14 protein-coding genes are annotated in these 19268 nt (G+C 72.2%); 6 read left to right on the top strand and 8 right to left on the bottom strand.

The features are described 5' to 3' along the window. Nucleotides 1-25: 25 nt before the first annotated feature. Nucleotides 26-2863 (top strand): AfsR/SARP family transcriptional regulator, encoded by a 2838-nt coding sequence (locus ACZ6EJ_RS01765; protein WP_469263766.1) that lies wholly within the window; start codon nucleotides 26-28, stop codon nucleotides 2861-2863. Between the two features lie 813 nt (nucleotides 2864-3676). Here ACZ6EJ_RS01765 and ACZ6EJ_RS01760 read toward each other — a convergent pair. Both ACZ6EJ_RS01760 and ACZ6EJ_RS01755 read right to left on the bottom strand, forming a co-directional pair. Continuing rightward, the gene (locus tag ACZ6EJ_RS01760; RefSeq protein WP_469263764.1) at nucleotides 3677-4783 is read right to left on the bottom strand and encodes a methyltransferase domain-containing protein; all 1107 of its coding nucleotides are present in this window, start codon (nucleotides 4781-4783) and stop codon (nucleotides 3677-3679) included. Continuing rightward, on the bottom strand, nucleotides 4780-4911 hold the full coding sequence (locus ACZ6EJ_RS01755) for a hypothetical protein (RefSeq protein ID WP_469263762.1): 132 nt from the start codon (nucleotides 4909-4911) through the stop codon (nucleotides 4780-4782). The genes ACZ6EJ_RS01760 and ACZ6EJ_RS01755 overlap by 4 nt, the downstream gene beginning before the upstream one ends. Nucleotides 4912-5697: 786 nt before the next feature. Here ACZ6EJ_RS01755 and ACZ6EJ_RS01750 point away from each other — a divergent pair. Together ACZ6EJ_RS01750 and ACZ6EJ_RS01745 are read left to right on the top strand one after the other, a co-directional pair. After that, on the top strand, nucleotides 5698-6816 hold the full coding sequence (locus ACZ6EJ_RS01750; RefSeq protein WP_469263761.1) for a helix-turn-helix domain-containing protein: 1119 nt from the start codon (nucleotides 5698-5700) through the stop codon (nucleotides 6814-6816). Nucleotides 6817-6828: 12 nt separating this feature from the next. After that, a complete protein-coding gene (locus ACZ6EJ_RS01745; RefSeq protein WP_469263760.1) occupies nucleotides 6829-7410 on the top strand; it encodes an HD domain-containing protein in 582 nt (193 codons plus the stop codon). Nucleotides 7411-8180: 770 nt separating this feature from the next. Here ACZ6EJ_RS01745 and ACZ6EJ_RS01740 read toward each other — a convergent pair. Next, on the bottom strand, nucleotides 8181-8522 hold the full coding sequence (locus ACZ6EJ_RS01740; RefSeq protein ID WP_469263758.1) for a hypothetical protein: 342 nt from the start codon (nucleotides 8520-8522) through the stop codon (nucleotides 8181-8183). A gap of 1157 nt (nucleotides 8523-9679) precedes the next feature. On the opposite strand from ACZ6EJ_RS01740, the gene ACZ6EJ_RS01735 reads away from it, so the two are divergent. The 3 genes from ACZ6EJ_RS01735 (at nucleotide 9680) to ACZ6EJ_RS01725 (ending at nucleotide 12855) form a co-directional block, all read left to right on the top strand. Further along, nucleotides 9680-10510, top strand: coding sequence for a helix-turn-helix domain-containing protein (locus ACZ6EJ_RS01735; protein WP_469263756.1), 831 nt, complete (start codon nucleotides 9680-9682; stop codon nucleotides 10508-10510). Next, complete coding sequence (locus tag ACZ6EJ_RS01730) at nucleotides 10507-10710, top strand: DUF397 domain-containing protein (RefSeq protein WP_469263755.1); 204 nt, start codon at nucleotides 10507-10509, stop codon at nucleotides 10708-10710. Before ACZ6EJ_RS01735 ends, ACZ6EJ_RS01730 begins: the two co-directional genes overlap by 4 nt. Nucleotides 10711-11745: 1035 nt before the next feature. After that, a complete protein-coding gene (locus tag ACZ6EJ_RS01725) occupies nucleotides 11746-12855 on the top strand; it encodes a MarR family transcriptional regulator (RefSeq protein ID WP_469263753.1) in 1110 nt (369 codons plus the stop codon). 6 nt (nucleotides 12856-12861) lie between these two features. Here the strand turns inward: ACZ6EJ_RS01725 and ACZ6EJ_RS01720 are convergent, their stop codons facing one another. The 5 genes from ACZ6EJ_RS01720 to ACZ6EJ_RS01700 all read right to left on the bottom strand — a co-directional run bounded on the left by ACZ6EJ_RS01720 (nucleotide 12862) and on the right by ACZ6EJ_RS01700 (nucleotide 19183). Further along, nucleotides 12862-13383 carry a TetR/AcrR family transcriptional regulator gene (locus ACZ6EJ_RS01720; RefSeq protein ID WP_469263980.1) on the bottom strand — a complete coding sequence of 174 codons (522 nt, stop codon included), beginning with the start codon at nucleotides 13381-13383 and terminating at the stop codon, nucleotides 12862-12864. Between the two features lie 257 nt (nucleotides 13384-13640). After that, complete coding sequence (locus ACZ6EJ_RS01715; RefSeq protein ID WP_469263751.1) at nucleotides 13641-14375, bottom strand: enoyl-CoA hydratase family protein; 735 nt, start codon at nucleotides 14373-14375, stop codon at nucleotides 13641-13643. Beyond that, entirely contained in the window at nucleotides 14372-15961 is a 1590-nt protein-coding gene (locus tag ACZ6EJ_RS01710) for a 4-coumarate--CoA ligase family protein (protein WP_469263749.1), read from the bottom strand. The genes ACZ6EJ_RS01715 and ACZ6EJ_RS01710 overlap by 4 nt, the downstream gene beginning before the upstream one ends. An 85-nt stretch (nucleotides 15962-16046) precedes the next feature. After that, complete coding sequence (locus ACZ6EJ_RS01705) at nucleotides 16047-17207, bottom strand: acyl-CoA dehydrogenase family protein (RefSeq protein WP_469263747.1); 1161 nt, start codon at nucleotides 17205-17207, stop codon at nucleotides 16047-16049. Continuing rightward, nucleotides 17204-19183: an acetyl/propionyl/methylcrotonyl-CoA carboxylase subunit alpha gene (locus tag ACZ6EJ_RS01700; protein WP_469263746.1), complete on the bottom strand. Its 1980-nt coding sequence runs from the start codon at nucleotides 19181-19183 to the stop codon at nucleotides 17204-17206. The genes ACZ6EJ_RS01705 and ACZ6EJ_RS01700 overlap by 4 nt, the downstream gene beginning before the upstream one ends. Nucleotides 19184-19268: the final 85 nt, after the last annotated feature.

Below are 19268 nucleotides of genomic sequence, written 5' to 3'. Positions count from 1 at the left end.
GGTCGTCCGGCGATAAAATGCGGCGATGCGATACGGGGTGCTCGGCCCGCTGGCCGTATGGGACGCCGAGGGGCGGCCGGTCCGGGTCCCCGAGGCGAAGGTGCGCGCCCTGCTGGCGAACCTGCTCGTGCACGGCGGCGGGCCGGTGCCGGCGGACCGCCTCATCGCGGACCTGTGGCCGAGCAACCCGCCCGGCGGCTCCACCAACACGTTGCAGACCAAGATCTCCCAGTTGCGCCGGGTGCTGGGCCGGGACCAGGTGGTTCGCGAGCCCGCCGGCTACCGGCTGTCGCTCGCGGACGCCGTGGTCGACGTCCTGACGTTCCAGAAGCTCGCCGACCGCGCCCGCGTCCACCGTGAGCCGGCCGTACAAGCGGATCTGTTCGCCGACGCGCTCGCCCTGTGGCGGGGCCCGGCCTACGCGGACGTGGCCGAGTCCCTGTTCGCCCGCGGTGAGATCGCTCGGCTGGAGGAGCTGCGCCTAACCGTCGTCGAGGACCATGCGGAGGTCCGCCTGACCCTGGGCGAGCACACGGCGCTCGCGGCGGAACTGGGGGCGGTGGTGGCACGGCACCCTATGCGCGAACGGCTGCGCATGGCCCATATGCGCGCCCTGTACCGCTCCGGGCGGCAGGGCGACGCCCTGCGGAGTTTCCGGGAGCTGCGCCGGGAACTGGCCGAGGAGCTGGGGGGCTCGCCCGGTCCGGATGCCACCGCGCTGCACGAGGCGATCCTGCGCCAGGAACCGCAGTTGGCCACACCGGCGATCGGCTCGCGGTCGTGCCGGACGAACCTGCCCGCCCCGCTGACCCCCCTGGTCGGTCGGCGCGAGGCGGCCGCCCAGGTGCTGGCCCGGCTGGACCCTCGTGCGGGCGCCCGCCTCGTCACCCTCACCGGCCTCGGCGGGGTGGGCAAGACGCGGCTGGCGATCGCCGCTGCGGGCGACGCGGCCGGGCGGTACGCCGACGGGGTGTGGCTGGTCGAGCTGGCCGGCCTGGGCGCCGGGTCCGGCCCGGACGACATCGCCGAACGTGTCATCACGACGCTGGGCCTGTGCGACACGGCCGCGACCGAACCGGACCTGGACGACCTGGTGGGGTGGCTGTGCCGGGCCGTGGCCGACAAGCAGCCGCTGATCCTGCTGGACAACTGCGAGCACCTCGTCGAGCCGGTCGCCGTACTCGCCGAGTCCCTGCTGTCGGCCGCACCGGCGGCCCACCTCCTGCTCACCAGCCAGGAAGCCCTCGACATCCCCGGCGAGATAGTGCACCCGGTGTCGCCGCTGGCACTGCCGGAGCACACCGATCCGCAGGCGGTCGCCCGGTTCAGCGCCGTCGAACTGTTCGTGCAGCGGGCCGCCGCGGCGGTGCCCGGCTTCGCCCTGGACGTGGACAACGCGGCGGCCGTCTCCACCATCTGCCGCCGTCTCGACGGCATTCCGCTCGCCCTGGAACTCGTCGCGCCCCGGCTGCGGACGCTGAGCCCGCAGGAACTCGCCGCCCGGTTGGACGACCGGTTCGCCCGCCCCGACGTACGGGCGCGCGGACTCCCGGACCGCCAGCGGACGTTGCGGGGGATGCTCGACTGGAGCTGGCACCTGCTGACGCCGGACGAACGCACCGTACTGCGCCGCCTGGTCGTCCATGTCGACGGTTGGGTCATGCCCTCCGCCCAAGCGGTCTGCGCCGACGCGGAGTTGCCGTCCGAGCGGATTCCCGACCTGCTCTCCCGGCTGGTGGACCGCTCGTTGGTGGTCCGTACGGGAGACCGGTTCCGGCTGCTCGAATCGGTGGCCGCCTATGGCGCCGAACGGCTGGCGGAAGCGGACGAGGAGAGCGCCGTACGCGCCCGCTTCGTGCGGTACTGCACCGAGTCGGCCGAACGGGAGAACGAGCGGCTGCGCGGCCCGGACCAGCGGTGCTCTCTGGCACGCCTCAACGCCGAGACCGTCAACCTGCGCCGCGCCCTGGACTTCGCGGTGACCCAGGACTCCGCCGGGTACGCGGTGCGGCTGGTGAACGCACTGGCCTGGTACTGGTTCCTGCGCGGGCGGTACCCCGAGGCCCGCAGGTCGCTGCGGACGGCACTGATGGCCGACACCGACGCCGCGCCTGCCGCACGCCTGACGGCACTGAGCTGGCTGGCCGGTTTCGAACTGCGCACCTCGCAGGCCGATGCCGCGCTCGGCCCGGCGGGCGGCGGCGACCCCACCGCCGGGATCGAGGAACCGGTGGTGAAGGCCCGCCTCCAGTGGTTCGTCGGGACCGGGCTGATCGGCCGCGGTCACGACCGCGAGGGACGGCTGCTGGTGGAGGCCGGCCTGGCCGGTGCCCGTGCCGCCCGAGACCGCTGGGGCGAGGCCGCGGCTCTGGTGGAGTTGGCGAGCCACGCCCCGGCGCGGGACGGGTCCGCGGAGCTGGGCGCGGCGTTGTTCCGCGAGGTCGACGACCGGTGGGGCCAACTCCGGGCCACCAGGTCCCTGGCACTCGCGGCCGAACGCTCGGGCGACCCCGTACGAGCCGAACGGCTGCACCGCGAGGGCCTCCTGTTGGCCGAGGAGCTCGGACTGTGGACCGAGGTCGTCGAGACGCTGACGTTCCTCGGCAGGACCGCGCTGGCGAACGGCTCCACCGAGCGGGCGACGGAGCTGTACGAGCGCGCGCTGTCCGTGTCGGCCGAACGCGCTTACCACCGGGGCGAGATCCGGGCCGAGATCGGCCTCGGACACGTCGCACGGCTCCGCGGCGACCGGGACGCCGCCACGTCCCACCTGAACCGTGCCTTGGCCAAGAGCCGGCTCTCGGGCCACGCCACGCACGCCGCGGCGGCACTGGCGGAGCTGAACCTCCTCACCTCGGCGTGACCGAACTGCCGTGGGCTAGCCCGGCGTTCACCTGTGTACGTCAAGCCCGGCACTCCGGTGGTCCGGCCCGGCTCGGCCTGCTCCGGCGACGTGCGCCCGAGCGGGGGCGTATTCGCTCGTGCTCGCTGCTCGATCAGGTCCATGGCGGACGCGCCGCCCTGGGTGCGGATGCGGAGTGACTTCGGCTCGGGAGTGAAGGACGCACTGGCCAACGCGACGCCGTGACAGTCGACCCACGGGGCGGGTCCTTCGACTGCGCACTGCCAGTCGGTTTCTCGGGTTCCCGAGTCGCGCTTCGGATGGCCGTATCACCCGTTCGGGAAGCGCGAGCCGGTGTCTCTCGCGCCTCGGGGTCCACGGTTCGAGGTGCGGGTCTTGGGAGTCGAGTGCCCCTGCAACCGGCAGGAGGATGGAGGGGCGGGCAGCCGGGGCACTGCGGGCCAGCTCGAACCATCCCTGCCACGGCGGCGGCCACCTGACACGGGTGGACAGCGCGGCCGCGATCGGAACAATGGGACTGCACGCTCTGCGCTCGCAAGCCGCTCCCGCCAAGAGGTCGATATGTCCGTTTCTCAAGAAGTGATGAAAAACAGCCCTCTGGCCACATAAACCCGCAGGTCAGGAACTGTGGTCCCCGCGCGTGCGGGGATGTCCCCGGCGTCGCTCTGGTGCTCGAAGGTTTCGTCGAGTCGTCCCCGCGCGCGGGGCTTGGTCCCCACGCCCCATCCCAAAAGTTCGGAATGGGGCTCCCGCGCGTGTAGGGATGCTCCCGAGCGGTGCCACGCCGCACCCAGACCGGGGCCCGTGAGTGGGTTACTTCCTCCTGGGGCGGATGACCTCGCGCGGGTCCCGGAGCCACACGTGCTGTCCCCGGTCGGTGGCGGACAGGCCGAACTGCTCGGGACCAGGCCGCCCCAACCCCTCGTACTCCCACCAGACCTGCTCGATCTCCTCCCAGAGCAGGCCGGGGCCGTACTGCCACACCTCTTCCCCCGTCGCGGCCGTCGCCCCGACCCCACCCTCACGGGTCGCCCACACCCGGACACCGCCCTCGGCGGTGTCCTGATGGACGAGCCGTACGCCGGGCAACCGCGCCCCGGCGAACAGTGCGAACCCGAGGTCGAGGAGCCGTACGGGGTCCAGGCCGCCGGCACGGGACCGGCCCCGGCCCTGGACCTCGTGGAGGTCTGCCGTGCGGTGGGTCCGCATGGGCATGTACGTCGCTCCGCCGCAGAACGGGCCGACCGCCGTGCCGTCGTCCTGGACGCGGAGTTGGACCAGGGCGCCGGACCAGAAGTCGCGGGCGAGCGGGGCGACGATGATCCCGCCGGGCCGGACCTGCCGGATCAGCGTGTGCGGTACGTGCCGCAGGGCGCAGGTGGAGATCAGCCGATCGACCAACCCCAGCCCCGGCCACACTTGTTCACCGTCACCGACGCGCAGGTGCGGCCGGTACCCGGCCTCGGCGAGGGACCGCGCCGCCTGCCGTGCGACGAGGGGGTCCACCTCGACGCTGTACACCCGCTCGTCCCCGAGCCGTTCGCAGAGCAAGGCGGCGACGTGGCCCGTGCCGGTGCCGATCTCCAGCACCCGGTGGCCGTCCTCGACCTGGAGGAGCCCGAGCATCCGGGCGACCATGGACGGCATCGAGTTCGACGAGGTGGCCATGCCCGGCCCGTCCTCGGCCCCGTCGTCAAGCTGCGTGACGACCGGCTCGTCACTGTTGACCAGCGCCGACCACGCCTCCCTACCGACGACCGGCTCACACCGGTCCGGGAGCTGCCGCCAGACCACCGCCGGCACGAACCGACCACGCGGCACAGCCTCGAACACCCGCCGCCACGACTCGGTGAGCAACCCCCGATCAGCGAGATCCCGCACCAGATCCGCGTACGTAGGGGCCTGCCGCGCGGTACTCACGACTGCAGGACGTACTGGGGGCGGCTGCCGTCCGGAGACGGCTTCGGCTCCGAGGGCGGCGTCCACGGCTTGTCCGAGGGCGCGCCGCCGTGCTTGCCCGTGTCGGCCTGCGCGGTAGAGGTCATCATGGGGTCTCCTTCAACTTCCGGGAACGATTGATGCGGTAGACGCCGAACGGTGGGAAGAGATCGACGCGGCACGGGTAGTCCTGCTCCGCGCACGCGGCGCAGAGCAGGTCCCGGCCACTGCCCGTATGCCGGGCGGCGGTGACTGGGGCGTTCCAACACGCCTCGCAGGTACGTACGTCCGTGGCGGACAGGGCGATGGTCATCGGCGCTGCATCGAGTACGGAGCGGAGGGCCCACGAGCCGGAACCGGGCACGGCGATCGGTGCAACACCACCGTGCCGCCCGGACCGGACGCCCCGTCCACCGCGATCGACTCCGATTCCCCCGGTAGGATCGCCCGCCCGCAGCGGTCACACACCACGGCGCACCTCGCGCCACACACGGCTGAGCCTCACGGCGTCCGGACAGCGGCCTCGGCCCGTGCGGCACACCGCGCACACCACGGTGTGACCGAGCAACGCGCGATACGCCGCCTCCGGGCGTGCCGCGCCCCCGGCCGCACTCACCGCCCCAACTCCGCGCATCGCGGGCACTCGCAGGTGGGAAGTTGGTGGGTGGCCTCGGGTTGGTCAAGCGGGATCACCTCGGCCCGTTCCTGGAGAACACGGACATCGCCCTCCCCGGTCACTGCGTACACCTTGATCGTCATCGTCACGACAAGAGCCCTTCCACTACCCTCGGTTGCAAGTTCGTCACTGTGCCTACGACGGTAGGGAGCAGGGGCGATCTCTTGAACTGACCGTGAGTACGGGTTACCGGCCGCTTTCAGTAGGCAAGGAGGGCATCATGGGTGCCGGATCGCGTACCACCCTGACCGGCGATCGAGGAATGGCACCAAGGGGCCGCGGCGGAGTGATTTCCGGGTACGTGTTCCGCCTTATCCGCGAGCAGTTAGGTCACACTCAGGAATCCCTGGCCGAGCGGCTGCGGGTTTCTTCCGACACCGTCGCCGGCTGGGAATCGGGACGCCGCCCCCTGATCGCTCTACCAGTCGGTCAGATGCTCGCATACCGCCATCAGCTCTTCCGCCTGGGCAGCGCACCCGCCTTGCTCCTGGCGCTGGAACGGGCCACGGAGGCCGACGTACTGTTGTCGGCCGCCCTCAACGAGGGCACACCCATCGATAGCAGCCCGATCGGCGCGTGGGTCATGCAGCGCGAGCTGGTCGAGGTGCTGTCCTGGCCACTCAATGGTGTGCTTCCGACGCCGTTGCGAATGCTGCCAGAGCCGCCACGACCACGACGGGGACCCGTAGTGCGAGGGCCGGAACTCCCCGTTGCCGACCGCAGGCGCTTCTTTACCCATATGCGCCAGGCAGCGGAGCAGGCGCGTAACCGAGACCGCTTCCTCCTGCGCCGCCAGGCTCTCTACTTGGCCGGGTACGACGATGCATCCGACACCTCGGATTGGCTGTCCCAACAGCAGCGGACCGAGCGCCCGCCCGATTGGCTGACAGGCTGGCTCAACGCCCGTTCGGTCGCAGCTGTCGCCGCCAGGCAGGGTGACCGGGACCGAATGAAGCACTTCATCGCCACGACTCTCGCCGACAACGACACCGGCGAGGCAGCTAACCTGAACTACTGGGCTTACTGGGTCGGTGAGGGACCGACCATCCAGTTGTCCGATGACTTCATCGCTGTGGCGAACCCAGGCCAGTGGCCCGGAGACAAACTGATGTGCCACCTGGTACGCGGCCTTACCCCGGATCATGGCTTCTTCGACCTGAACGTGCACACTCTTTGGGCCCTGCTCGCCGCGCGTCCGAACCTCCTGCGCCCCGGCACCGCGGTCGGGAAGGAACTACGCGACTCCCTCCCCGTGATGTTGGATAGCCGAGAGCTGTCGACGCGAACACGCCGGGAGCTGGAAGGCATCCGATACGCGATCCGCCTTGCTGAGGCGTGAGAGGAGAAGGTCGTGGCTGACGACCTGGTTGCGGTGAGTCGCTTTCTGTACGAGGCGGGCTCGCTGAAGCAGGCTCGGCGTACCGGTTGGTGGATGGCGGGGGTTCGCGATCCCGAGAGCGTTGCCGAGCACTCGTGGCGTACGGCGTTGATCGCCTCGGTCATTGCGAAGTTGGAGGGCGCCGACCCCGCCCAGGCCGCCTACCTCGCTGTGTGGCACGACACGCAGGAGAGCCGGACCGGGGACGTGAACCACCTCGGGAAGAAGTACGCGCCCGCCGGCGACCCGCAGGAGGTCACCGCCGACCAGACGGCGGGTATGCCCGAGACACTGGCCTCGGCAATCCGTGAGCTCGTCGCGGAGTACGAGGCCAAGGAGACACCGGAGGCCGTCTGCGCCCGCGACGCCGACAAGTTGGAATGCCTGCTCCAGGGCATCGAGTACAAGGCGCAGGGCTATGCGAATGCCCAGCGGTGGATCGACAACAGCCGCCGTCGCCTCGTCACCGAGACGGCGAAGCGACTGGCCGACGAGCTTTTGGCCCAAGGAAGCATCGACTGGCTACGCACCGCCCTGGGTGAGGACACGAAGTGACTTCGGCTGAGGGTTGAAGGACGTACCCGCTGACGCGGCGCCGTGATGGTCGGCCCACGGGGCGGGTCCCGCGACTTCGCACTGCCATTTGGTTTCTCGGGTCACCGAGTTTCGCGCTTCGGACAGCCGACTCACGCGTTGCGGGAAGCGCGAGCCGGTGCCCCCGTCGAAGCTCGGTGCCCACGGTTCGAGGAGCGGGGCTTGAGAGTCGAGTGCCCCTGCAACCGGCAGGAGGATGGAGGGGCGGGCAGCCGGGGCACTGCGGGCCTTCTCGAACCGTCCCTGCCTCAGCGGCGGCCACCTGACACGGGTGGACAGCGCGGCCGCGGTCGGAACAATGGGACTGCACGCTCTGCGCTCGCAAGCCGCTCCTGCCAAGAGGTCGATATGTCCGTTTCTCAAGAAGTGATGAAAAACAGCCCTCTGGCCACATAAACCCGCAGGTCAGGAACTGTGGTCCCCGCGCGTGCGGGGATGGTCCCTTTTGCGACATAAATAACGGGACCCTGCACGGGTGGTCCCCGCGCGTGCGGGGCTGGTCCCGTCCAGACAGATTCGGCCCGGCACATGCCCGTGTGGTCTCCGAGCGCGCGGATTTGGCCCCTTTCGCTTGGGTGCGATGAACCTCGTGCCCCGTCCGGCCGCTCACCTGCCCTTCGTCACAGGGCGGGCAGAGCGGCTGGACGGGGGGTTGGGCCCCGTCCCTGCCGGGATTCCGTGGCGAGTGCGGGGGAGCCTCGCGTGCGGCTACGTCCGGCGGGGGCGGGGGATCAGGGGGCCAGCGAGGGGCCCTTCGCCTTGATGAGGCGCTGGTACTTGGGCGGGGCCGGGGCCTGGGTGGTCGTCTGGTCGTGCGCGCGGCGCTGGGAGGCGTTGACGAATGCGTTGATCGTCGCGGCCATGTTGCGTGCGTCGGTGGGCTCCACCGGTCCGAGGTCGACGACGTAGCCGACCGCCGAGCATCGGTCGCACGGGGGCGACACCCCGATGCCGCCGAGGTCGATACCCAACTTGCGCAGGGCGTTGACCAGTTCGACGGCGGCCTCGATCGCGTACTCGCGGTCCTGGTCGGCGAAGTAGTCGGGGCCGACCGGGAAAAGCTTCGTCTGCATGTGCGTCTTTCGTAGAAGGAGAAAACTTGTAGGGACTGGACTGGGCGGCTCAGGCTCCCCGGCCACGGGCGACCAGCACAGTCACCACGACGACCCACAGAAGCCAACCGGCGAACGCGGCGGCGGAAAGGGAGCAACGCTTCACGCGCTTCCCCGGCCGAATCGCACGCAGGTGGGGCAGTCGGGGCAGTCGGCCGAAGGAAGCGGCGACGGATACGGGCCGGGGAGGTGGACCACACCGGATTCCCGGTCCCGTGCGCCCCCGTCCGGCGTCCACCACCTGTCGGGGCTGTTCTCGTATGCCGTCCCGGTGAAAGGGGCCACGGCGGATGTCCGGGCTCTCCCGTCGGTCACCAGCGCCCCCGGCGGGCCCGCTCGTTCTCCTCCGCGACCAGCGGCCGAAGACGCCGTATCGTCGGGCTCTGCGAACGGTCGTCGGTCCGGGCCTCACTCACCGCCCGGACCACTCCCGCCGCTTTCGCCGTGTCCGGGCACTGCGGGGAACCGCACACGCACGGGGGCCAGCGGAACGCGGACCGGACGGGCGGCTCACCCCCTTCGGGGAAGTCCTTCCAGGTCACCACGGCCGCACCGGCTTCCCGTCCGTACTGCGGCGGTGCGGGTGCTGCCCGATCATCACGCCGTACGCGCGTACGCCCGCCGCATCACCCCGCCCCCGCGCCCCCTCACGCCCGGCGCCGGCAGCCGAACAGACACCGCACCCCTCGACGGGCACGGGCTCCAGGCCCAGAGGCCGAACCGCCGCGTTCCCCCGCTGAGCCGTCACCGCTCCCACCGCCTTCCCCGCCCGCCTCCCACGGCCAGAAGCACGGACCGCGTCGGCTTCGCGCACGGTCCCCGATGCGCGCCCAGCGGCGACGGAACCCGCGGGCCGAACCACGACGAGACCTGGGCCCGCTCCCGGCGGTGCCGCTGCTGCTTCGTCTGGTCCGCCGGGGTCGGCCGAAGCGAGGTCGACTTGGTCACGTTGTCCGCGCTGTGAGCGTGCTGCCGATCCTGATCCATGCCGGCCCTTCGCCTTTCGCCTGATGTCACTGATGTGCTTGCATCAGTGAACCCAGAGTGAGGAGCAATGACCTGCTCGCAACAGGGCTGTCGCCATTCCAACCCAAGTGGAATACCGGGGAGTTGAACACGTGAGCGAGGGAGCCGACCAGGAGGGCGGACCTGCCGATGGGGCCGCCTACTTCGGCAAGGAAGTGGAAGCACTTCGTAAGGCCATGGGCCTTTCGCAGCCCGCCTTTGCAGAAAGACTGCGTTATAAACAGCCGCAATTGAGCAAGGTTGAGTCAGGCGCCGTCCTGGCGTCGGAAGGCTTCGCAGAGGCGATGGACCGGGTGGCCGGTACGCCGGGGGTGTACGTCCGCTTACGCGCCAAGTTGCACAAGCAGGGGCATCCGGAGTGGTTCGTCCCGTACATCACTTTGGAAGAGGCGGCGAGCGGGGTAACGGACTACTCATGCACCTTCTTGATGGGGCTGTTGCAGACGCCGGAGTACGCGGCAGCCGTGATGCGGGCATCCTTTCCCCGCGAGTCCGCCGAGCAGATCGAGGAACGCGTAGAGCTTCGGCTACGTCGCCAGTCAGTGTTGGAACGCGATGATCCACCGTTGCTGTGGGTGGTAGTGCATGAGGCGGTACTGCGTACGATCGTAGGAAGCAGAGCCGTCATGGTGGGTCAACTCGAACACCTTGCGAAGGCCATGCAGTCTCCCCACATCACGATTCAAGTGCTCCCCTTCACGGCTGGAGCGGCACCCAGCCACTTGCCGTTCACGTTGCTATCGGCCAACGGCCAGCCCCTCGCCGTCTACACCGAGACCCCCATGCACGGCGGGCAGGTGGACCACACGACTACCGTGGTCGCCAAGACGGTCACGATGACCGACCGGCTCCGCATGGCGGCCGCATCCGAAGACGTTTCGCTGTCGCTTATCACCAAAATCATGGAGGATCACGCGAAATGAGTGGCATCCCCGGCCCCGAGCAGTGGGTCAAGAGCACACACAGCGCGGGAGAAGGCCAGTGCATCGAGTGGGCCCCGGAGCACGCAGCAGTCACCGGTGAGTTCCTGGTCCGGGACTCCAAGAACCCGAGCGGCCCGCACCTGACCCTCACCCCCGAAGGCTTCGCCGGACTGGTGGCGTTCGCCAAGACGCACGGCTGATCCCCCCCCAGGTGGCGCTGGAGCCCCGCCCCTCCCTCCCGGAGCGGCGGGACTTCGCCGTGCGCACGCGGGGTTGGTCCGAAGTCGCGCGGCCCGAACGCCGCCCGTGGCGGGCACCCCGCGCATGGGGGCCCTCCGTCGCTGCCGTGCGAGTGATTTCTCGCCTCCCGCCCCCGGCCTACGCCTGCCGCCCTCCCTCCAGGCCCGCCCTGTCGCACCTCAGCCTCCGTGAACGGAGACGCGTGCCGTGTCTCCCCACCAGGGCGGCGGCCACCTGACACGGGTGGACAGCGCGGCCGCGGTCGGAACAATGGGACTGCACGCTCTGCGCCCGCAAGTCGCTCCCGCCAAGAGGTCGATATGTCCGTTTCTCAAGAAGTGATGAAAAACAGCCCCCTGGCCACATAAACCCGCAGGTCAGGAACTGTGGTCCCCGCGCGTGCGGGGTTGGTCCCCCTCCGCTCTACACCGGGCCCGGCCCCCTCGAGTGGTCCCCGCGTGCGGGGTTGGTCCCGTCGTGCGGGCGGTGCGGGCGGTGCTCTCGTACGTGGTCCCCGCGATCGCGGGGTTGGTCCCCCGGTAGGCCGCATGATGGTCGCCATACCGGCGTGGTCCCCGCCATCGCGGGGTTCGTCGCCCCTTCATCGCCCCCGCCGTCACACCAGCGGCCCCGAAGCTCGGGCCCCGGCCCTCGGCCCCCGCGTCCCAGGATTCGAGGTCCGAGATCCGGCCGGGGCGCTTCACCCTTTCGAGGGTGCGTCCGGGGGGTCGGTGGTCGAAGCTCGGGGCTTGGGGTTCTGGGGTCGGGGTGCGAGAGCCGAGATTCGAGCGGCTTCTTTAACCGGTGGGGATAAAAGGGGGGTTGGGAAAACCTCCCCTCCCTTCCCGACCCGTCACGGCCAGCAAGTACGACTATTCGCGGCAGCTTGCGGCGTGGTGTCGTGACTGCTTACGGTGCGAGAACCAAACGACCCCGGCGTGGTGTTAGCGCACCAGACCGGGGTCTCACCGCACGATCGAGAAAAGGTCGATCCCGTGGCTACCCAGCACCCTAGCCCCGCCCTGCGCGCGCCCGCACCCTCCCCCGCCTACCCGATGGCCAAGCCCGGTTACGGCAAGCGATCCGCGCCCGATCAACTCCCGCGTTCGCCGCGCGACTTCGCCCTCCTCCCGGCACGCGAGCGTTACGTCGCCGGGTTCGTCGACCACCTGCCCGAAGGCGCGGCGATGAGCGTGAAGGCCCTGGCCAAGCAGCTTCCGCTCTACGGGCAGCAGGCCATCGGCACGGCGTTGACCGCCCTGTCCGTCGCCGGGCACCTGCGGCGCGTACGGTGCGCGGTCGGCTCGGGCGCCGAGATGCGTTGGGCCTTCCGGACCTTCTGGTCGCGCACCGCGCGCGACAACGAGTGGTGGAACGCCTTCCTGGCCACGGAGAACGCCCAGTTCGCGGGGGGTGCGGCACCGGTCCCCGCCCCCGGAGCCGTCGCACCGCCGCCGCCCTGGAGCCCGCCCCCCAGCGCGGAGGAGCAGGGCCCTGACGGGCCTCGCCCGGAGAGGCCGGCTCCCCCGGCGCACCGCCCCCAGACGCCGCCCGGCCCCCGCGCCGCGGACCCGGAAGCCCCCGCCGTGTCGCTCCCGGAAGCCCCCGCCGTATCGCTGCCCCGTCAGCGCACCCCGGACCCGGACTCCGGCCGGCCGTCCCCCGCCTACCTCGCCCTCGCCCGGCTCGGCCGCGCCGACCACCGGCTGGCGCTCTCCGCCGCCGACTGCGCCGCCCTGGAGGGGACGGCCGCCCAGTGGCTCGCGCGGGGCGTCGGCGTCGACTACCTGACCGCCGCGCTCACCGCCGGGCTCCCCGCGCGCGTCGATTCCCCCGTGGGCTTCGTCCGCCGCCGCCTCACCGACAAGATGCCGCCCCTGCTGCCCGTCGAGAATCCCGCTCCCGGCACCCCCGCCCGCCGCCTCCTCGTCGAGTGCGCCGACTGCGGCGCCCCCGGCCGGCCCGAAGCCCTCCCCGACGGGCTCTGCCGCGTCTGCCGCTCCCACGGCGATGAGAGCGGCAGCGGTACGGGGACACCAGCGGCCCTCGGCCCCGACATCGAGGCCCACATCGCCGTCCTCCGCGACGCGCTCAAGTGCCCCTGACCCGGCTCACCCCAACCCCTCCTCCACCAGCGCCGCCCACTGCGCCACCACCCGCGCGCGCCGGGCCGCGTCATCCGTGAGGAGGTTGGCGAGGCCGAGGCCGCGGGCCATGTCCAGCAGGCCCTGGACCGTCTCGCGCACCCCCGGCCGCGACTCGTCCGCGCCCAGGAGTTCGACGGCGATGCGGTGGGTCTCGCGGCCCACCCGCGCCTCCAGCTCCGTCACGCGCGGGCGGAGCTGGGCTTCGTCGGAGGCCGCGACCCAGAGGTGCAGGGCGGCCCGGAACAGGGGGCCGGTGTAGAGGTCGACCAGGGCCGCGACCACCTCGGCGCGGCCCTGGACGGGCAGGGCGCGCAGGGCGGCGGACCGTTCCTCGGCGACGTACTCGACCGCCCCCGTGAACAGGTCCTCGCGGGTCGGGAAGTGGTGCTGGGCCGCGCCGCGCGACACCCCGGCGCGCTCGGCGACGACGGAGACCGTGGAGCCCGCCCAGCCGTGTTCGGCCAGGCAGGCCACCGCGGCCTCCAGGAGGCGTTGCCGGGTCGCCCTGCTGCGGTCCTGCTTGGGCGCGGTGGGCGTCCGGGGGGCGGCGGAAGCGGAGCCCGTACCGGGCCCGGCCGCAGCGGACGCACCCGGTGCATCGGACGTACCAGGTGCACCGGATGCACCGGATGCACCGGACGTATCGGACGTACCGGATGCACCGGATGCACCGGATGCACCGGCACCGGCACCGGCACCGGCACCGGCACCGGCACCGGCACCGGAGTATGAGTCGGGGGGTGTCACCACACCCATGCTGGGTCCCGTCGTTCGAGGAAGGCCGTCATCCCCTCCCTCGCCTCGTCGGTGGTGAACAGGGCGGCGGAGCGGGCGATGAGGTCTTCGGCGTACTGGTCGAAGCTCCTCAGCACCGTAGCCGTGACCAGTTCCTTCGACGCGGCCAGCCCCTGCGGCGAGCCTCGGCGCAGGCCGTCCAGGATCGGGGCGAGGGCCGCGTCCACGTCGGCGGCGGCCTCGGTGACCAGGGAGATCCTGACCGCCTCCGCCGCGCCGAAGCGTTCGCCGGTGAGGTAGTAGCGGTGCGCGGCGGTCCGGTCGAGCCGGGGCAGCAGGGTCAGGGAGATGACCGCCGGGGCCAGGCCGAGGCGGGCCTCGGTGAGGGCGAAGGTCGCCGCCTCCCCCGCCACCGCGATGTCGCAGGCGGCGAGGAGGCCGAGGCCGCCCGCCCGGACGTGGCCCCCGACGCGGGCGACGACCGGTTTGGGCAGGGCCACGATCTCCCGCATCAGCCCCACGAACGCCCGCGGGTCCGGCGGCGCGCTCAGGTCCGCCCCCGCGCAGAACGTCGTACCGGTGTGCGTCAGCACCACCGCCCGTACGGCGTCGTCGGCCGCGCACCCCGCCAGCGCCTCGCGGAGTTCGGCCACGAGGGGCGCCGAGAGCGCGTTGCGGTTGGCCGGTGAGTCCAGGGTCAGGGTCGTGATGCCGCGTTCGCGGGCCGTGCCGATCAGGGTCACCGCTCCTCCGTCCTCTCCCGGTCGCGCAGCTCGCGCCGGAGGATCTTGCCCGACGCGGCTCGGGGCACCGCGTCGATGAACTCCGCCCGCCGGACCTTCTTGTACGGGGCGACCCGCTCGGCGACGTACGCCATGACGTCGTCCGCGCTCAGCCCGGCCGCCCCGGCGGTGGCGGCGCGGACCACGTACGCCTTCGGGATCTCGTTGCCGTCGGCGTCGGGCACTCCGATCACCGCCGCGTCCGCCAGGTGCTCGTGGCCCAGCAGCAGGGCCTCCAGCTCGGCGGGGGCGACCTGGTAGCCCTTGTACTTGATCAGCTCCTTGACCCGGTCGACGACGTACAGCCAGCCGTCCGCGTCGACGCGGCCGACGTCCCCGGTGTGCAGCCAGCCGTCCGGGTCGATCATGGCGGCGGTGGCGTCGGGGCGGCCGAGGTAGCCCTTCATCACCTGTGGGCCCCTGATCAGGATCTCGCCGACCGCACCCGCCTCCGCGTCCCTGGACGGGTCGTCGAGCGCGACGATGCGCATCTCGGTGCCCGGAAGCAGTCGGCCGACCGTGCCCGGCGGCGGTTGCTCGACGGCGAGCGGGACGACGTGCGTGCCGGGCGACAGCTCCGTCATCCCGTACGCCTGCCGGACGGGCGGCAGCCCCAGCCGGGCCGAGCAGGCGGCGGCGAGTTCGGCGTCGAGCGGGGCGGCGGCGCTGACGATGTAGCGGAGCGAGGACAGGTCGTACTCCCCCACCAGCGGGTGCTTGGCGAGCGCCAGCACGATGGGCGGGGCGACGTACAGGCCGGTGATGCGGTGCGTCTGGATGGCCTGGAGGAACTGCGCCAGGTCGAAGCGGGGCAGGACCACGACGGTCACGCCGCAGCGGAGGGGGACGTTCATCAGGGCCGTGAGCCCATAGATGTGGAAGAAGGGCAGGATCGCCAGGATGCGGTTGCCCTCGTCCATCGGGATCGCCGGTCTGAGCTGTTCCAGGTTGGTGGCCATGGACCGGTGCGTGAGCATCACGCCCTTGGGCGTCCCGGTGGTGCCCGAGCTGTACGGGAGGGCCGCCACGTCCTCGCCGGGGTCGAAGGCGATCTCCGGTTCGGGGGCGGTGGACGACAGCATGTCGATGATCGAGGTGTGCCCCTCGGCCTGGTCGCAGACGTAGATCTCCCGTACGCCGCCCGCGAGTTCGGCCGCGCGCCGGGCCGTCTCCAGCAGCGGCGACACGGTCACCAGCCAGCGGGCCCCGCAGTCGGTGAGCTGTTTCGCGAACTCCTCCGCCGTGGCCAGCGGGTGGACGGTGGTGACCGAGGCCCCGGCGCGGGTCGCCCCGTGGAACACGGCCGGGTAGGCGATGGTGTTGGGGCTGTGGAGGGCCAGGACGTCGCCCTTGCGGAGCCCGGCGGCGGCGAGCGCGGCGGCGATCCGCCGGTGGAAGCGGTCGAGTTGGGCGTACGTCAGGGACATGCCGTTCGCCCCGTCGATCAGGGCGACGGTGTCACCGAACGCGGCGGCCCCGCCCAGGACCGCTTCGTGGATGGGCAGGTCGAGAGCCGGTATGTCTGCGTACGTGCTGCGGAACACCATGGCGGTCCCCTGTCGTCGCGGCGGGCCGCGGCTCCGGGAGGGTCCGGAGCCGCGGTGGCGCTGTGCCTGGGAGCGGTCGGGCCCGTCAGTACGACTTCGGCAGGCCCAGGGACTGGTGCGAGACGTAGTTGAGGATCATCTCGCGGCTGACCGGCGCGATCCGGGCCACCCGTGACGCGGTGATCAGCGAGGCGAGGCCGTACTCACGGGTCAGGCCGTTGCCGCCGAGGGTGTGCACCGCCTGGTCGACCGCCTTCACGCACGCCTCGCCCGCCGCGTACTTGGCCATGTTCGCCGCCTCGCCCGCCCCGATGTCGTCGCCCGCGTCGTACAACCGGGCGGCCTTCTGCATCATCAGGCGGGCCAGCTCCAACTCGATGTGCGCGACGGCGAGCGGGTGGGCGATGGCCTGGTGCGAGCCGATCGGGGCCTTCCAGACCTGCCGGACACGGGCGTACTCCACCGCCTTGCCGAGCGCGTAGCGGCCCATCCCGATCCCGAACGCGGCCGTCATGATCCGCTCGGGGTTCAGCCCGGCGAAGAGCTGGAGGAGGCCCGCGTCCTCGTCGCCCACCAGGGCGTCGGCGGGCAGCCGCACGTCGTCCAGCACCAGCTCGAACTGCTTCTCGGGCGCGTGGAGTTCCATGTCGATCGGGGAGCGCCCGAAGCCGGGGGCGTCGCGCGGGACGATGAACAGGCACGGCTTCAGCTTCCCGGAACGGGCGTCCGCCGTGCGGCCCACGATCAGCGTCGCGTCGGCGGTGTCGACGCCGGAGACGAACACCTTGCGGCCCGTGAGCAGCCAGTCGTCGCCGTCGCGGCGGGCGGTGGTGGTGATGCGGTGGGAGTTGGAGCCGGCGTCGGGTTCGGTGATGCCGAAGGCCATGGTGAGGGTGCCGTCCGCGAGGCCCGGCAGCCACTGCCGCTTCTGCGCCTCGGTGCCGAAGCGGGCGATGACCGTGGCGCAGATCGCGGGCGAGACGATCATCATCAGCAGCGGCGACCCGGCCGCGCCCAACTCCTCCAGCACGATGGAGAGTTCGGCCATGCCGCCGCCCCCGCCGCCGTACTCCTCCGGGAGGTTGACCCCGATGTAGCCGAGCTTGGCGGCCTCGGCCCACAGCTCGTGGGTGTGGGTGCCCTCGCGCACGACGGTGGTCATGTAGTCGCGCCCGTACCGCTTTCCGAGGGCGGCGACGGCGGCGCGCAGGGCCTGGTGCTCTTCGGTTTCGAGGACGGTGCTCATGCGTTCTCCTCCGGTGGGGCGTCGGCCGCTTCGGGGTGTTCCCCGGCGGCGGGGGCTTCCTGGACGACGGCGAGCAGCGCGCCGACCTCGACCTGGCGGCCCGGTGCGGCGTCCAGGACGGTGAGGGTCCCGGCGGCGGGGGCGAGGATGCGGTGCTCCATCTTCATCGCCTCCAACCAGATCAACGGCTGCCCGGCCTCGACGGTGTGCCCCGGCGCGAGCCCTTCCGCGACGCGGACGACGGTGCCGGGCATGGGGGCGAGCAGGGAGCCGGGCGCGGTCCGCGTGGTCGGGTCGGTGAACCGGGGCAGGGCGGTGAAGGCGTACGAGGCGTCGGCGGCGTCCACGTGGACCCGGCCCCCGTACGCGGCGACGGCGAAGTGGCGGGTGACGCCCTCCACGTCCAGGGTGACCCGGTCGGGGGCGGCGGCGAGGACCCGGACGCCGGGGTCGTCGTACGGCTCGGCGCCGGTGCGCGGGGTGCGGTAGGCGACCGTGTGCTCGCTGCCGTCGGCCTCGTACCGGTAGCGCCGGGTCTGCGGCTGGGAGGGCACGTTGCGCCAGGCCCCGAAGCGGCCGGGGAACGGGCCGCCGGGGGCGGCGGCCGCCGCCTGGGCGAGGGCGGCGGCGAGGGCGGCGCGCGCGGGGTCGCCGGCGGCCGGGGCGGTGAGGTCCGCCAGGTGCCGGTCGTAGAAGCCGGTGTCCAGGCGGGCGGCGGCGAAGTCCGGGTGGCGCAGGGACCGGACGAGCAGGTCGCGGTTGGTGACCGGGCCGTGGACGCGGGCCCGTTCCAGGGCGCGGGCCAGCAGCCGGACCGCCTCGGGGCGGGTCGGGGCGTGGGCGATCACCTTCGCGAGCATGGGGTCGTAGTGCACGCCGATCGTGTCGCCCCCGGTGTAGCCGGTGTCCAGGCGCAGGCCGGGCCCGTCCGGGACGTCCAGGGCGAACAGGGCCCCGGTCTGCGGCCGCCAGTCGTGCGCGGGGTCCTCGGCGTAGAGCCGGGCCTCCACGGCGTGGCCGGCCGGCTCCGGGTGCGCGGGCAGCGGCTCGCCCTCCGCCACGCGCAGTTGCAGCGCGACCAGGTCGACCCCGAACACGGCCTCGGTGACCGGGTGTTCGACCTGGAGGCGGGTGTTCATCTCCAGGAAGTACGGCCGCCCCTCGGCGGAGACCAGGAACTCCACGGTCCCCGCGCCCCGGTATCCCACCGCCCGCGCCGCCGCTGCCGCCGCGTCGTGCAGCCGGGTGCGCAGGGCGTCGTCCAGGCCGGGGGCGGGGGCCTCCTCGATGACCTTCTGGTGGCGGCGCTGGAGCGAGCAGTCGCGGGTGCCGAGCGCCCACACGGTGTCGTACGCGTCGGCCATGACCTGGACCTCGACGTGCCGGCCGCGCTCCACGTACGGCTCCGCGAACACCTCGCCGTCCCCGAAGGCGGCCGCGGCCTCGGCGGCGGCCGCCAGCAGCTCGCCGGGGAGCGCGGCCAGGTCGCGCACGATCCGCATCCCGCGCCCGCCCCCGCCCGACGCGGCCTTCAGCAGCAGCGGCAGGTCGTCCTCCCGCGCCGCCGCCGGGTCGACGGGGGCGAGCAGCGGCACCCCGGCCCCGGCCATCAGCTCCTTGGCGCGGGTCTTGGACGCCATCAGCTCGATGGCCTTGACCGGCGGGCCCACCCACACCAGGCCCGCGTCCAGCACGGCGGCGGCGAAGGCGGCGTTCTCGGAGAGGAAGCCGTAACCGGGGTGGACGGCGTCCGCCCCGGCCGCCCGCGCGGCGGCCACGACGAGGTCGCCGCGCAGGTACGTGTCGGCGGGGGCCGCGCCCGGCAGCCGTACGGCGAGGTCGGCCTCGCGTACGTGCAGGGCGCCGGCGTCCGCGTCGGAGTACACGGCGACCGAGGTGATGCCCAGGTCGCGGCAGGTGCGGAAGATCCGGCAGGCGATCTCGCCCCGGTTGGCGACAAGCAGCGTGGTGATCATCTGGCCCTCACGTCCGGGAACAGGGGGGTGGGCTGGTCGTGCGGCCCGCGCGTCCGGGGGCGGGACGGGTGGAGCGGGGCGGTGG

The organism is Streptomyces sp. NPDC041970, assembly GCF_055588985.1.
This window is presented reverse-complemented; position numbering and strand designations above follow the sequence as displayed.